Source organism: Cardiobacterium valvarum (assembly GCF_900460955.1).
In the GTDB taxonomy this organism is placed as follows: domain Bacteria; phylum Pseudomonadota; class Gammaproteobacteria; order Cardiobacteriales; family Cardiobacteriaceae; genus Cardiobacterium; species Cardiobacterium valvarum.
Genome location: NZ_UFUW01000001.1, coordinates 314,037 through 326,236, shown reverse-complemented (window position 1 = coordinate 326,236; position 12,200 = coordinate 314,037). Strand labels below are relative to the sequence as shown.

The 12,200-nt window shown below is 57.0% G+C and carries 13 protein-coding genes; all 13 read right to left on the bottom strand.

The features are described 5' to 3' along the window. Nucleotides 1-8 precede the first annotated feature (8 nt). Nucleotides 9-1,268, bottom strand: a complete 1,260-nt coding sequence (gene murA, locus DY250_RS01655; protein ID WP_115610631.1) for a UDP-N-acetylglucosamine 1-carboxyvinyltransferase — start codon at nucleotides 1,266-1,268, stop codon at nucleotides 9-11. Then, a complete protein-coding gene (locus tag DY250_RS01650; RefSeq protein WP_006984194.1) occupies nucleotides 1,268-1,489 on the bottom strand; it encodes a BolA/IbaG family iron-sulfur metabolism protein in 222 nt (73 codons plus the stop codon). Before DY250_RS01650 ends, murA begins: the two co-directional genes overlap by 1 nt. Next, complete coding sequence (locus DY250_RS01645) at nucleotides 1,474-1,785, bottom strand: STAS domain-containing protein (protein WP_115610630.1); 312 nt, start codon at nucleotides 1,783-1,785, stop codon at nucleotides 1,474-1,476. The genes DY250_RS01650 and DY250_RS01645 overlap by 16 nt, the downstream gene beginning before the upstream one ends. Then, the gene (locus tag DY250_RS01640; protein WP_115610629.1) at nucleotides 1,782-2,405 is read right to left on the bottom strand and encodes an MlaC/ttg2D family ABC transporter substrate-binding protein; all 624 of its coding nucleotides are present in this window, start codon (nucleotides 2,403-2,405) and stop codon (nucleotides 1,782-1,784) included. Before DY250_RS01640 ends, DY250_RS01645 begins: the two co-directional genes overlap by 4 nt. Beyond that, the gene (gene mlaD / locus DY250_RS01635) at nucleotides 2,402-2,902 is read right to left on the bottom strand and encodes an outer membrane lipid asymmetry maintenance protein MlaD (protein ID WP_245950992.1); all 501 of its coding nucleotides are present in this window, start codon (nucleotides 2,900-2,902) and stop codon (nucleotides 2,402-2,404) included. The genes DY250_RS01640 and mlaD overlap by 4 nt, the downstream gene beginning before the upstream one ends. Nucleotide 2,903: 1 nt before the next feature. Next, nucleotides 2,904-3,695 carry a lipid asymmetry maintenance ABC transporter permease subunit MlaE gene (mlaE, locus tag DY250_RS01630; RefSeq protein ID WP_115610627.1) on the bottom strand — a complete coding sequence of 264 codons (792 nt, stop codon included), beginning with the start codon at nucleotides 3,693-3,695 and terminating at the stop codon, nucleotides 2,904-2,906. After that, complete coding sequence (locus DY250_RS01625; RefSeq protein ID WP_115610626.1) at nucleotides 3,692-4,495, bottom strand: ABC transporter ATP-binding protein; 804 nt, start codon at nucleotides 4,493-4,495, stop codon at nucleotides 3,692-3,694. Before DY250_RS01625 ends, mlaE begins: the two co-directional genes overlap by 4 nt. Further along, a complete protein-coding gene (locus DY250_RS01620; protein WP_115610625.1) occupies nucleotides 4,492-4,968 on the bottom strand; it encodes an EVE domain-containing protein in 477 nt (158 codons plus the stop codon). The genes DY250_RS01625 and DY250_RS01620 overlap by 4 nt, the downstream gene beginning before the upstream one ends. A gap of 129 nt (nucleotides 4,969-5,097) precedes the next feature. Then, nucleotides 5,098-5,928 carry a transferrin-binding protein-like solute binding protein gene (locus DY250_RS01615; protein ID WP_115610624.1) on the bottom strand — a complete coding sequence of 277 codons (831 nt, stop codon included), beginning with the start codon at nucleotides 5,926-5,928 and terminating at the stop codon, nucleotides 5,098-5,100. Between the two features lie 333 nt (nucleotides 5,929-6,261). Next, nucleotides 6,262-6,900: a transposase gene (locus DY250_RS13845; RefSeq protein ID WP_245951148.1), complete on the bottom strand. Its 639-nt coding sequence runs from the start codon at nucleotides 6,898-6,900 to the stop codon at nucleotides 6,262-6,264. Next, nucleotides 6,783-7,283: a hypothetical protein gene (locus DY250_RS14445; protein ID WP_245950991.1), complete on the bottom strand. Its 501-nt coding sequence runs from the start codon at nucleotides 7,281-7,283 to the stop codon at nucleotides 6,783-6,785. Before DY250_RS14445 ends, DY250_RS13845 begins: the two co-directional genes overlap by 118 nt. 284 nt (nucleotides 7,284-7,567) lie before the next feature. Beyond that, on the bottom strand, nucleotides 7,568-9,481 hold the full coding sequence (gene nosZ, locus DY250_RS01605; protein ID WP_115610622.1) for a TAT-dependent nitrous-oxide reductase: 1,914 nt from the start codon (nucleotides 9,479-9,481) through the stop codon (nucleotides 7,568-7,570). 31 nt (nucleotides 9,482-9,512) lie between these two features. Beyond that, the gene (locus DY250_RS01600; protein WP_245950990.1) at nucleotides 9,513-11,789 is read right to left on the bottom strand and encodes a NosR/NirI family protein; all 2,277 of its coding nucleotides are present in this window, start codon (nucleotides 11,787-11,789) and stop codon (nucleotides 9,513-9,515) included. Nucleotides 11,790-12,200 lie beyond the last annotated feature (411 nt).

Genomic DNA, 12,200 nt, shown 5'->3' with positions numbered 1-12,200 from the left:
CTGGCGCTTTATTCTGCTGCGCGGATGCGGCAGATGTCGGCGCCGAGCGCGCTCAGTTTTTTTTCGATGGCGTCGTAGCCCCGGTCGAGGTGGTAGATGCGGTCAATGGTGCTCTCGCCTTCAGCGGCCAGGGCGGCGAGGACAAGGCAGGCACTGGCGCGCAGGTCAGTCGCCATCACCGGTGCGCCACTCAGTTTTTCCACGCCGTGCACGGTGGCGGTGTGGCCTTCGATAGTGATGTCTGCGCCCATGCGCGCTAATTCGGGGACGTGCATGAAGCGGTTTTCAAAGATGGTTTCGATGATGGTCGCGGTGCCCTGGGCGATGGTATTCAGCGCCATGAACTGCGCCTGCATGTCGGTGGGGAAAGCGGGGAACGGCGCGGTGCGGATGCTGACAGCGCGTGGGCGCCCGCGTTGTACGAGGCGGATATGGTCGTTGCCGCGCGTGATTTCCGCGCCTGCCGCTTCGAGTTTTTCGAGGACGGCTTCGAGCAGGTCGGGGCGGGTGTGGCGCGTGGTGATGTCGCCGCCGGTGATAGCGGCAGCAATGAGGTGGGTGCCGGTTTCGATACGGTCCGGCAAGGTAGCGTAGCGCGCCGGTTTGAGGGCGCGTACGCCTTCGATGGTGAGGGTGGTGGTGCCGATGCCGCTGATTTTTGCGCCCATGGCGTTCAGGCAGTGGGCGAGGTCGCTGACTTCCGGCTCGCAGGCGGCGTTGCCGAGGATGGTGGTACCTTCGGCGAGTGCGGCAGCCATGAGCAGGTTTTCGGTGCCCGTGACGGTCACTACGTCCATGAGGAAGCGGCTGCCGCGCAGTTTGCCGCTGGCTTCGATGTAGCCTTCGTGGATGTCGATATGGGCACCGAGGGCCTGCATGCCTTTGATGTGTTGATCCACGGGGCGGGCACCAATGGCACAACCACCCGGCAGGGAAACGCGTCCCTGTCCGAAACGGGCAAGTAGCGGTCCCAGCACGAGGATGCTGGCGCGCATGGTTTTGACGAGCTCGTAAGGCGCTTCGGGGTTGGTGATGTGGCTGGCGTCCACCGTGACCTGGTTGTCGCCGGTGAAGGCGGCTTTGGCACCCATGGCGTTCAGGACTTTGATGAAGGTGTGCACGTCGCGCAGGCGCGGCACGTTATCAATGATGGTTTCGCCAGCGACGAGCAGGGTGGCAGCGAGAATGGGCAGGACGGCGTTCTTGGCGCCGCTAATGGTGACTTCGCCGTGCAGTGGTTTGCCGCCGCGTATTTTCAGTTGTTCCATCAGGCGACCTCGGTTTTCAGGGCGACAGCGTGGATTTCGTTGCTGCCGAGGATGTCGCCAAGAGCATTCATGACGAGGCGGTGTTGTTCGAGGCGGCTCTTGCCGGCAAAGCCTGCCGAGCGGACGTGGGCGCTGTAATGTACGCCATCGAAGGTGCTGAGGGAGATATCGGCGTCGGGCAGGACGGCTTTGATGCGTGCGGTGATCAGTTCTTCTTGCATGGGGTGGGTTGGCTCATGGTGGGCAGGTCAATTTCGTAGAGGGCAAGCAGTTCGCCAAGGTGGGGCGGCAGGTGTTGCCAGATGGTGCGCCGCTGCTGTTGCTGCGCCTGGCCTGCCAGCCAGACGAGTGCGGCGACACCGATGCTGTCGGCTTGTTGCAATGCCTGCCCGTCCACGGTGAGGGGATCAGGCAGGGTTTCGTCACGGAAGGGGATGCCGTCAAGGCTGCGGGCGGTGAGCGCGGCATGCAGATGCAGCACGCCGTCGCGCAGGGCCCCTAAAGCGGCGAGGGTCATAGTTTCTCGTCGCCCTTCATGGTTTTGATTTTGGCGATGAGTTTGTCCAGCCCGCCCTGGTTGATTTCGCTATCGAAGCTGTTGCGGTAGCTGGACAGGATCGAGACGTTTTCAAAGGATACGTCGTAGATTTTCCATTGACCGTTTTTGAAGCGCAGGCTGAAAACAACGATGGCCTGTTTGCCGTTTTTGTCGCGCACCTGGATGCGGGTGTCAGTGCGCTGGTATTTGTCCACCGGCGTGGCACTCAGCACTTTCACCGCTTCTTCGACCGGTGTGCCGGCATAGTTGGTCCAGCCGCGCGAATAGACACGTACCAGGAGGTCGCGGAAGGCAGCGGTGAAGTCGGTTTTCTGTTGTGCATTCGCCTCACGCCAATGGCGGCCAAGGACAACTTGCGACATCAGCTCAAAGTCCATGTAGGGCAGGACTTCATTGCGGATAAGCGCGCTGAATGCGGCGGGGTCGCTCTGGTAATGTGCCTGGTTGGCATTCAGGTTGGTTAAGACAATTTTGGCCTGCTGTTCGACGAGGCTGCGCGCGTCGTCAGTGGTCGGCTGTGCGGCGAACGCGGCAAAAGCAGTGGCGCTAAGGGCGAGGGTCATGAGGAATTTTTTCATGGTTTTTGCTCCTGGGTTGGGGTGTTGCCGCCATCATCTTTAGCGGACATTTGGGTCACGAATTGCTGGATCAGCTTCTCCAATACCATAGACGAACCGGTGTAGCGGACCGTATCACCATTTTGTAAGGTCTCCAGGTCACCGCCGGGGACGATACCAATATACTTTTCACCCAACAGCCCGGCGGTGAGAATGTCAGCGCTGCTGTCAAGTGGCAGACGGTCGTATTCGCCGGATATTTGCAGGATGACTTTGGCCTTGTAGCTGTCCTGGTCGTAACTGATACTTTTCACTTTGCCGATTTGCACCCCGGCCATGGTGATTTTGGCATTTTTCGACAGACCACTGATATCGCCGAATTGCGCTTCCAGTTCATAGGGATGGTGCAGGCGGAAACCGCGCGCATTACTCGCTTGCAAGGCAAGGAAAACGATGCCAACGAGGGCCATTAACACAAAAACGCCGACGGCGACGGATACACTGCGATTTGATTGCACTTCAACCTCCAAACATCATCGCGGTCAGGACAAAATTTAGTCCGAGCACAGCCAGCGACGACATCACCACGGTGGTGGTAGTCGCATTCGCCATGCCACGGGCGGTGGGCGGGCAGCTAAAGCCCTGATAGACAGCCAGCGCCGCGCAAACCCAGCCAAAAACCAGACTTTTCAGCAACATGCCGCGGGCGATGTCGCTCACGAAATCGACACTGTTCTGCATGCCCGACCAGAAGACGCCGTCATCCAGGCCGAGATAGACCACGCCGACCAGATGCGCACCAAGAATGGCGACGGCAACAAAAAGAATGGTGAGCAGCGGTAGGGCAAAGAGTGCGCCAAGGAAACGCGGCACACCGACCTGGGCGACGGGCTCAATCGCCATCATCTCCATCGCCGCCAGTTGCTCCGTTGTCTTCATCAGACCGATTTCAGCGGTAATCGCCGAACCGGCGCGCCCGGCGAAGAGCAGTGCCGCGACTACCGGCCCCAGTTCGCGCATCAGCGACAGCGCCACCATCGGCCCCAACGACTGTTCCGCGCCGAAACGCACCATCGTCGTGTACGCCTGAAATGACAGCACCATGCCGACAAACAGGCCGGCGACAAGAATGATCGGCAGCGACAGTACGCCTGCGTTATAAGTCGCACGCAGCGTCAGCAGCGGCTTGCGCACCAGCACCGCGCAGTGACGCAGCAATAGCAGGGCAAAGAGCGAAAAATCACCCAGCGCGGCGAGGCAGCGTAGCGTCGTTGTGCCAACAGCGGCGAGAAAATCCAGCACAGCCTTCATCGGACGCGCTCCAGCAACTCCGCTGCATAATCGGCGGCGGGATAATGATAAGCAACCGGCCCATCCGCCTCGGCGTGCATGAACTGGTGCACCAGCGGATCGGTACTGGCATGCACCGCCGCCGGGGTATCGTTGGCCAGAAGCCTGCCGCCCGCGAAGAGCAAGATACGGTCGGCAATCTTGCTCACCTCCGTCACATCATGCGAAACCACGAAACTGGTCATACGCAGGCCATCATTCAAATCGCGCACCAGGCGGGTGAGGACACCTAGCGAGATAGGATCCTGGCCGGTGAACGGTTCATCATAAATCATCAATTCCGGATCAAAGGCAATCGCGCGCGCTAGCGCTACCCGCCGCGCCATACCGCCGGACAATTCCGAGGGCATCAGCGCCGCTGCGCCGCGCAGGCCGACACGCTGCAACTTCATCGCCGTGACTGTTGCAATCAATTTGCGGTCCAGCCGTGTCTTCTCGCGCAGCGGAAAGGCGACATTCTCGGCGACGGACATATCGGAAAAGAGCGCACCGGACTGGAACAACATGCTCATACGGCGACGCAGACGCATCAGCGCAGCGCGGGACAAATCCGGCACCGACTCGCCCAACACCTCGACCGTGCCGCTATCGGGGCGCAACTGCCCGGTCAGCAGGCGCATCAACGTCGTCTTGCCCGTGCCGGACGGTCCCATCACCGCCACTACCTCGCCACGCAGGATGACAAAACTCACGTCATCAAAAATCTTGCGTTTACCGCGCGAGAAAGAGAGATGCTCAACGCGGACGACAACATCCGTCATACGCTGCCCTCCCCAGCATCAGCGAGAGCCAGCACCACCTGCCAATGCACAGGCGAGACCGGCATCACCGACAAACGGCTACCCTTCCGCACTACCGCCATACCGGCCAGTTCCGGCACTGTTTTCAGCGCATCCAGCGCGATGATGCGGCGAAACGCACGCACAAATTTCACTTCAACCAAATCCCAGCGCGGTGCATCCACCGTCGCCTTCGCATCAAAATAACGGCTTTCCGGATTGAACTGCGTCGGGTCGGGATAGGCCGCGCGGACAATCTCGACGATACCGACAATACCGGACGGACGGGCATTGGAATGATAAAAAAACGCCTGATCGCCGACCTGCATCTGCCGCATGAAATTGCGCGCCTGATAATTGCGCACACCGTCCCACGGCTCAGTCTGCGCGGGACGGCGCTGCAAATCATCCAGCGAAAAATTGCCGGGCTCGGATTTCATCAACCAGTAATTCATGAATGTGTGGTCTTATCTGTCCTTAAAGAAGCGGCGCATCATAGCACGGAGGAATCAATGCGCATCTAGCAGTTTTCCAATAAAAAGGCCCCTGGGGGGCCTTTAATATCTGGAAACCGAATGACGTTATCAAGGCCGCTTGGTAGCACCAAACGCGCCACGAAATTCACGCTCGCCTGCTTGCGTTTGTGAGTATTTTTCGTAAACACCAGACATTTCTGCTGCATTCTGTCCATAGAAACTACCATTAGTAAAGGTACGCTCATCAGAATAGCCACTGAAAGTGTTGTTATTAATTCTTGCCTTTAATCCGATCGGGTCTATTTTCCCCGGTACCGAGATCCGGCCAGTTACATCTTTAGTCGTAAAATTGACATTAAATTCAGCCAAGCCTTCTTGCATATCAGCGCCTTCCGCCTGATGTACCGTCAAACCGCTATAACGTGCTTCGCCTTTTTTCGGCAATGTCGTAGCTACCTGCTGTGGAGACGGGCCCTGGAAGAAAGTGTGGTAGGAGCCGCGCTGTTTGTCGTACACCATGCCGTACAGGGCATTGTGCAGGTTGTTACCGACGATTTTTTTGTAAGAATCGTCCTCGCCCTTAAAGAAGCCGCCGCTGCCGCGCGTGATGTTGGGGGCCAGCAATTCGATTTCCTGGTCATTGATGCGGAGTTTGTTGATAGATTTCTTCCAGTCGGCATCAAGGCTGCCATTACCGGCATTACCACCACCTTTGCCGCCGCCTCCGCTGCCGCCGCCACTACCATTATCGCCACTGTTATCCGGTTTGGGCGGCAACGTCCATGACCCCAAGTTTGAAGGCGAAGAAGGTGTACCAGCGGCTGGTGCAACGGGGCGTCCATCAGCCGCAGGATTATCGCCATTTTTGTTGTCGTTACCGCCGCAGGCGGCGAGAATGCCGAGAGTAACGGCGGCTGCTAAATAATTCCGGTATTGCATGAGTAACTCCGTGTGTAAATTAACTGTAAGGTGGACCGTCCATTACGGGACGGCCATATTCTAACACTTTTTTATCTTTGCCGCCCTTTTGGCGTAATGGACAAATTTCATGCTTTTTATTTTATTTCTTGCTGAAATAACCTTTTATAAACCGCAATTTACTCTCCTTTTTCAAGTCCCGATGACACCGCAAACGCCGCCCGAGTAGTATCCGTTAGGATTAGCGACAAGGCCCGTAAAGCCTGTGCTGCCGGGCTTTACGGGCTTTCTGGTCAGGTGGCGAACGATGATTTTGATTTGGTGAAATTGGCCTTCGTACACGACAAAAAACCTTCATCCCACATCCTCCTTGACCGCCAGTAAATCCGTCACCTCACCGCCTAATACCTCCAACAGCCTCATCCCCCTGAATAACACAGAAACCGGCCGGTCCAACCCCGCCCGGAATAAACTTTGCGCAGGTCTGCCATGCTTCTTCACCTTGATCGGTCGCCGTTTATCTTCTGCTTCCCCCGCGCGGCAGGACAGCACAAAGCCTGTCGCCGGCACTGACATCAACCTGTCTCTCTTCGCCGGTGCGGTCATATGTGTGTCTTCCAAGTTGAACCCTTTGCTTTTCAGGCTGCCAAACAGCGTCTCTATCTGCCAACGCTCGCCGTATGCTTCAATCCCCTTGCCCTCTTTGTCACTGCAAACCACCGGCAGTTGCCCGTCGGTCAGACGGGTCGCCTCAAGATAGTGCTGTTGCCCATACATCATCACCGGCCCCAATCTTTTCCCTTCCCCTGTTTTCAGCGCCCGAAAGTGGCAATTTAACGCCTGCCTTGTGCCACCTTTTCCCGCTATCTGCGCGTTTACCTTGCAGCGGGTGCAGTAAGAAATCCCTGCCTGACGCAGATACGCCAGCCAGCCATTGCCAATGTAGAGGGTTTCGATATGGACTTCGGGAAAGGTCTCACGGAAAAGTTCCAGCAAAAGCATTCGTTCGCCTGTGTTGGAACCGGGATAGCGACACCACGCCAGACTACAGCCAGAACCAGGATGTTGATACAGGATTTGCCGTATTCCCATGTTGTGCGGTCGAGGGTGAGGCGGACGTTTTGCCAGCCGAAAACCGGGAAGACGAAGCGGGCTGCATCGGTTCTGCCGATAAGAGCCCCGGCAAAGAAACGCTGCATACGGCGATAGATGGATTCCGGCTTGGCCTTTGAGGAAAAGGCGTTTTTGAGCGCGGACAGATTGACGGTTTGGCGGACAAACAGCGCAGTGATGATGCTGGCGAGGCAGTCGATTCTTGCTTTGTGCCAGGAAAGGTGTTGCTTTAAGATGTCGGAAAACCCGCTGGAATTTGGCATGGTGTGCGTCGTCGCAAAACTTACACTTTGCCATGTTTTTCAGCGGGTTTTGTTTTTTTGTCGTGTACGAAGGCGAGAAACCAATAGATTCTCCGTTGGTCCGTTGGCGGTAGGGCAGGTAAGGCTTGCCGCTGTAGTGGTTTCAGAGAAACGATGCCGTGTTGCCCGACTTGCCGCACTATCCGTACTGTCTTCGCTGCTCTGCCTTACCTCCTCCTCTTTGCAACCGGCATAAAAAACTCACGACGGCAGTGCCGTCGTGAGTTCGTTCTCTATGTTGCGTATTAAGCTTTGGCTTTGACCAACATGCGGCCGGACATTTCCATGTGCAGGGCGTGGCAGAACCATTGGCAGTAGTACCAGTGGACGCCGGGGCGGTCTGCTTTGAAGGTCACGGATGCGGTCGCCTGCGGTGCGATTTCCATCGCGATACCGTAGTCGCCCAAGGTGAAGCCGTGGGTGAGGTCTTCGATGAGTTCTTTGTTGGTGACGTAAACGGTAACTTCGTCGCCTTCATTGACTTCGAATTTGGAGAGACCGTAGGCGGGTGCGGTCGCCGTCATATAGACACGGACTTTATCGCCGTCGCGGATGACGGTGTTGGCGGTGTCGAGATCGACGCCGTCTTTTTTCGCCTGTTCGCTCGCTTCTTTCCAGAAGTCGTCGTCACGGTTCCAGACGCTGAGCGGGTTTACCTTGTTGCGGGCGACAATGATCATGTCGTGCGGTTCGGCAAAGCTTGGGCCGTCGTGAACGAGGCGCATATGGTCGCCGGAAATGCTGATGAGCTGGTCGTTTTCCGGTTTGAGCGGGCCGACGTTCAGGAAGCGGTCTTTGGAGAATTTGTTGAGCGAGACAAGCCATTGGCCGTCGGCTTCTTTGGTTTCGCCCATCGAGCTGTGGTTGTGGCCCGGCTGGTAGTGGACGTCGATTTTTTCGATAACCGGCTCTACTTTTTCGCCCTGATAGGCCTGACGCGCTTTTTCGATGTTCCATTTGACCATCTGGCTGTCGATGAAGAGCGTGGTGTAGGCATTGCCTTTGCCGTCAAACGCGGTGTGCAGCGGCCCCAAGCCAAGCTCGGGCTGAGCGACGATAAGGTCTTTGGCTTCGATCTTGTCATCAAAATAGTCGTCAAGTTTGCGCACATCGAGGACGGAAACGGTCGGCGAGAGCTTGCCGTTCAGGACGATGTGGATGCCGTCCGGTGCAGCGTTACAGCCGTGCGGTGAGTTCGGCACCGGGATGTAGCGGGTGTATTTGGAACCATGGGTGCCATCAAGAACCGGTACACCGTTGATTTCTTTGAAGTCGCCATTTTTGATGCCTTCTTCGATGCGCTTGATGTTAAAGACAACAACCCAGTCGGTTTCGCTGGAGGACATTTCGCCGACATCCAGGCCTTTTTCGGAGTTGTAGCAGGTGGAGAAGGCGTATTTGCCCTGGTAGTCGGCATCAAGGTTGTCGAGATTGCCATCCACACGGACTTGCCATTTGATGTCCATAGTGTCGCCGTCAATGGCGGTGAATGCGGTCCAGTAGTCTTTTTTCGCATCGGTGGTGTCAAGGATGGTTTTGCCATCGTTCGGCCACGGGATGATATGCTCACCGTTGGCGAAGACGTAGCCGGTTTTCGGGTAACGCTGTGGGCGCAGACCGTGGATGGCGGAAACGTTCGGGATTTCGACCATCGCGTCGCATTTCATCACGTCGCAGCGGATACGGGCAACGCGGGTGTTGGCCTTGTCGTTGACGAAGATGTAGCGGCCATCATAGGTGCCGTCGGTAAAAGACATGTGCGGGTGGTGCAGGTCGCCGTTCATGTAGACGCCGCCTTTGTCTTCAAGGTATTTTTTTGTTTCCGGCAGCATTTTTTCGCGCATGATGCGGCGGCTTTCGTTAGTACGGCCCCAACCGGTGGCGCTGCAGTAGTTGAAGACAGGGATGCGCATCAGCTCGCGCATGGACGGCATACCCATGATACGCAGTTCCCCGGACTGGCCGCCGGAGTTGAAAACGTAGTACTGGTCAAGATCGCCCGGGGCAACGTGATCGCTGGGTTCGGTGGCTGCTTCGGCACTGGCGGTTTGCGATGAGGCCAAGAGGCCGGCGCCACCGGCAACGGCTGCGCCACCGGCGGCGGCAACACCGCCGAGGAAGCCGCGTCGTTTGATACCGGCTTTTTGTTCGTCTGACATGGAGTTCTCCTGTTGTTGATGTTTGACGGGTTTATGCCTTTTCCGGTGTCACTTTGGTGGCACCTGCGCGGGCGGCGCGGATTTCTTCGTTGCGCTCTTCGCGTGCTTTCTGTTTTTTCGCCTTTTCGATGGCGAGGAGCAGGTGCATACAGCGCGATTTGTCATGATACAGCACCTGACAGTTCAGGCATTGGATACATTCGTTTTCGTTGATGTTGCCTTCAGGGAAGATGGCTTCCACCGGGCAATCCTGCGCACATTTCTGGCAGGGATTGCCGCATTCGGGGTAACGCTTCAACCAGTTGAAGAGGCGCAGTTTGGCGGGAATGGCCAGTGCCGCGCCCATCGGGCAGAGGTAGCGGCAGTAGAAACGCTCAATGAAAAGACCGATGAGCAATAAAATCAGGGCGAAGGCGACATACGGCCAAGCGCGCCCGAATTTGAGGATGATGGCGGTCTTGAACGGCTCAACTTCCGCCAAATGTTCGGCAAGCCCCATATCGTAGAGCGAGAAGCCGAAGAGCAGCAGGAAAATGATGTATTTGATGGCCGTCATCCGTTCATGCACTTTGAAGGGGAATTTGAACTGCGGTACATGCAGTTTTTTCGCGATGTAGTTCGTGAGTTCCTGCAAGGCACCGAAGGGGCAGAGCCAGCCACAAAAGAAGCCGCGATTCCACATCAGCGAGCCGAAGGCCGTTGCACACCAGAGGATGAAGATGACGGGATCCATCAGGAAGACGTTCCAGTTGAAACCGTTGATGAGCGAGTTGGTGAAGGCGAGGACGTTCACCACCGACAACTGCCCGTTCACCGACAGCTGCGCGCCGAGGTAGCCGCCCAGCCAGAACAGGGTGAAGATGAGGTAGCAATTGCGGAAAGCCTTGTAAGCGCGCGGGTATTGGGTAATCCAGTCCTGCAACATGAAAACGCAGACCAGCACGAAGATGGCGATGCCAAGCACGACGATCTGCACCGTCTTGTCGCGCCACGCCTGTTGCGCGATTTTCGCCTGCACGCTCAATTCGCCGTCATCATGGGCGGCAGCCATACTGCCTGCGGCATCTGCCGGAGCGGCGGTTTGCGCGGGGGCGGGCGGTGGCTCGACATAATCCGGGTTGGGGATTTGCTTGGTGTAGGCGGCAGGCAGGTTGTAATCCATATCAAAGGTGATGAAAGCCTTGTCGCGCGGGCCGGTGGCGCGTTGTACCAAGAGTTCCAATTGCCACGGCCGGGCAGCATCCAGCGTTTGCTCGGTCGGCACGGTAAAGAGTGCGATTTCCGGAAAATGCGGCGCACCGGTGGCCATGATGTCACCGATGCGGCGGTGGTTGCGGTCGCGGAAGTGGAAACCGTTGCCGTCCTGCTTCAATTTCAGACGGTCAAAAATCCCGCCGCGCACATAACCTGAACCTTTGAACGAATACAGCCCTTTGCCGGCGACTAAAATCGCCTGCTGCCCGGGCTGCAACTGTTTCGTCATCTGTTCATAAACGGCGTCGCCGAGCAGGCTGCGGCCAATAGACGGCACCGTGACCGGCGCATAAAACATCTCGATAAACTCGTCCTCCGGATTGCTGCTTTCCGCACGCTCCGCCGCCTCAGGGTGTTTCGCCTTGATGAAGCCCTCGTTGACTTCGCCGACGTGCAACTGGAACGAACGCACCGCACCACTGCCGGTCAGCTCCTGCCAGCTGCTTTTCTCCTGCTTGTCCATATCGACGACAGTCAATTCCTTCGGCTGCGCGGGCACGGCTTCCTCAGCGCCACCATCCTGCATCGCCTTCGCAGCGGCAATCGCCGAGCGGGCAATCGTCTCGTTGATGACCATCACCGTTACCGTCGCGCCGCTGATGACATCGGGCGCGTCCTGATTCATGCCGTCGCGTGGATAATTGCGTCCGGTATAAGCGTCAATATAGGCGTTGACCTTCTCAATCGGGATGCCAATCAGCACAATCGGCTCCGAGTGCTTGACCAGCTTCGCTTTCGTGATGGTGAAATCCTTATCCACACCGATCATGATGTGAATCGGCTTACCGGAATAACCGCCGGACGGCACATAATCCGAGTTGAGGAAGACATAGCCGAGCGTTTCCTCACCTTTCAACACCGGTACCAGCGGCGGCTGTTCCTGAATCGCGCCGTAGCCGGTCGCATCCGGGAAGAACTCCGTCGCCGGTACCTTGGCGGTGAATTCCTGCAACGAGCCGTCGCTGTGGAAAAGCGCCGCACGCAGCTCCTTCGCCGACGGCATTGGCGCAGCCGACGAGGTTTCTGCAAAAAACAAAGCGGCAATGGTCAGCATGACCATTACCGCAAAACGCCGTACTAACGAGTCGGCGAAAGCTAACTGTCTCATAAATTTGCCCCACGATGATTATTGCTTTTGTTGTCTGCGCATCATAGCAAAAAAAAGACCACACACGATTTGATGCATATCAACAGAAAAACCACGAGAAAACACATGGATAGCCGCCAGGTAGGAATATCATGCACCGTTTTCCGCTGCTTGTGCGCACTTTCAATGCTGCTGGGCGTGCCGCACGAGCGGCCATCCCAGAAGGCAATCAGCATGTCGCAAGCGCTGACGATTTGCCGGTTGCGGATGATGCCCGCACCCCGGCCCGGTTTCCATTCCGGTTTGTATCCGCTGAGGGCGATGCCGTTTTCTCGGGATGAACCATGCCAGGCGGCGTAAACACTGGGTCTGTCAGGC

Coding starts and splice junctions, on each gene's coding strand:
- murA (WP_115610631.1), bottom strand. CDS start 1,268: ATGGAACAACTGAAAATACGCGGCGGCAAACCACTGCACGGCGAAGTC.
- DY250_RS14445 (WP_245950991.1), bottom strand. CDS start 7,283: ATGCCAAATTCCAGCGGGTTTTCCGACATCTTAAAGCAACACCTTTCC.
- DY250_RS01625 (WP_115610626.1), bottom strand. CDS start 4,495: ATGACGGATGTTGTCGTCCGCGTTGAGCATCTCTCTTTCTCGCGCGGT.
- DY250_RS01600 (WP_245950990.1), bottom strand. CDS start 11,789: ATGCTGACCATTGCCGCTTTGTTTTTTGCAGAAACCTCGTCGGCTGCG.
- DY250_RS01615 (WP_115610624.1), bottom strand. CDS start 5,928: ATGCAATACCGGAATTATTTAGCAGCCGCCGTTACTCTCGGCATTCTC.
- DY250_RS01650 (WP_006984194.1), bottom strand. CDS start 1,489: ATGCAAGAAGAACTGATCACCGCACGCATCAAAGCCGTCCTGCCCGAC.
- mlaE (WP_115610627.1), bottom strand. CDS start 3,695: ATGAAGGCTGTGCTGGATTTTCTCGCCGCTGTTGGCACAACGACGCTA.
- DY250_RS01645 (WP_115610630.1), bottom strand. CDS start 1,785: ATGACCCTCGCCGCTTTAGGGGCCCTGCGCGACGGCGTGCTGCATCTG.
- nosZ (WP_115610622.1), bottom strand. CDS start 9,481: ATGTCAGACGAACAAAAAGCCGGTATCAAACGACGCGGCTTCCTCGGC.
- DY250_RS01640 (WP_115610629.1), bottom strand. CDS start 2,405: ATGAAAAAATTCCTCATGACCCTCGCCCTTAGCGCCACTGCTTTTGCC.
- DY250_RS01620 (WP_115610625.1), bottom strand. CDS start 4,968: ATGAATTACTGGTTGATGAAATCCGAGCCCGGCAATTTTTCGCTGGAT.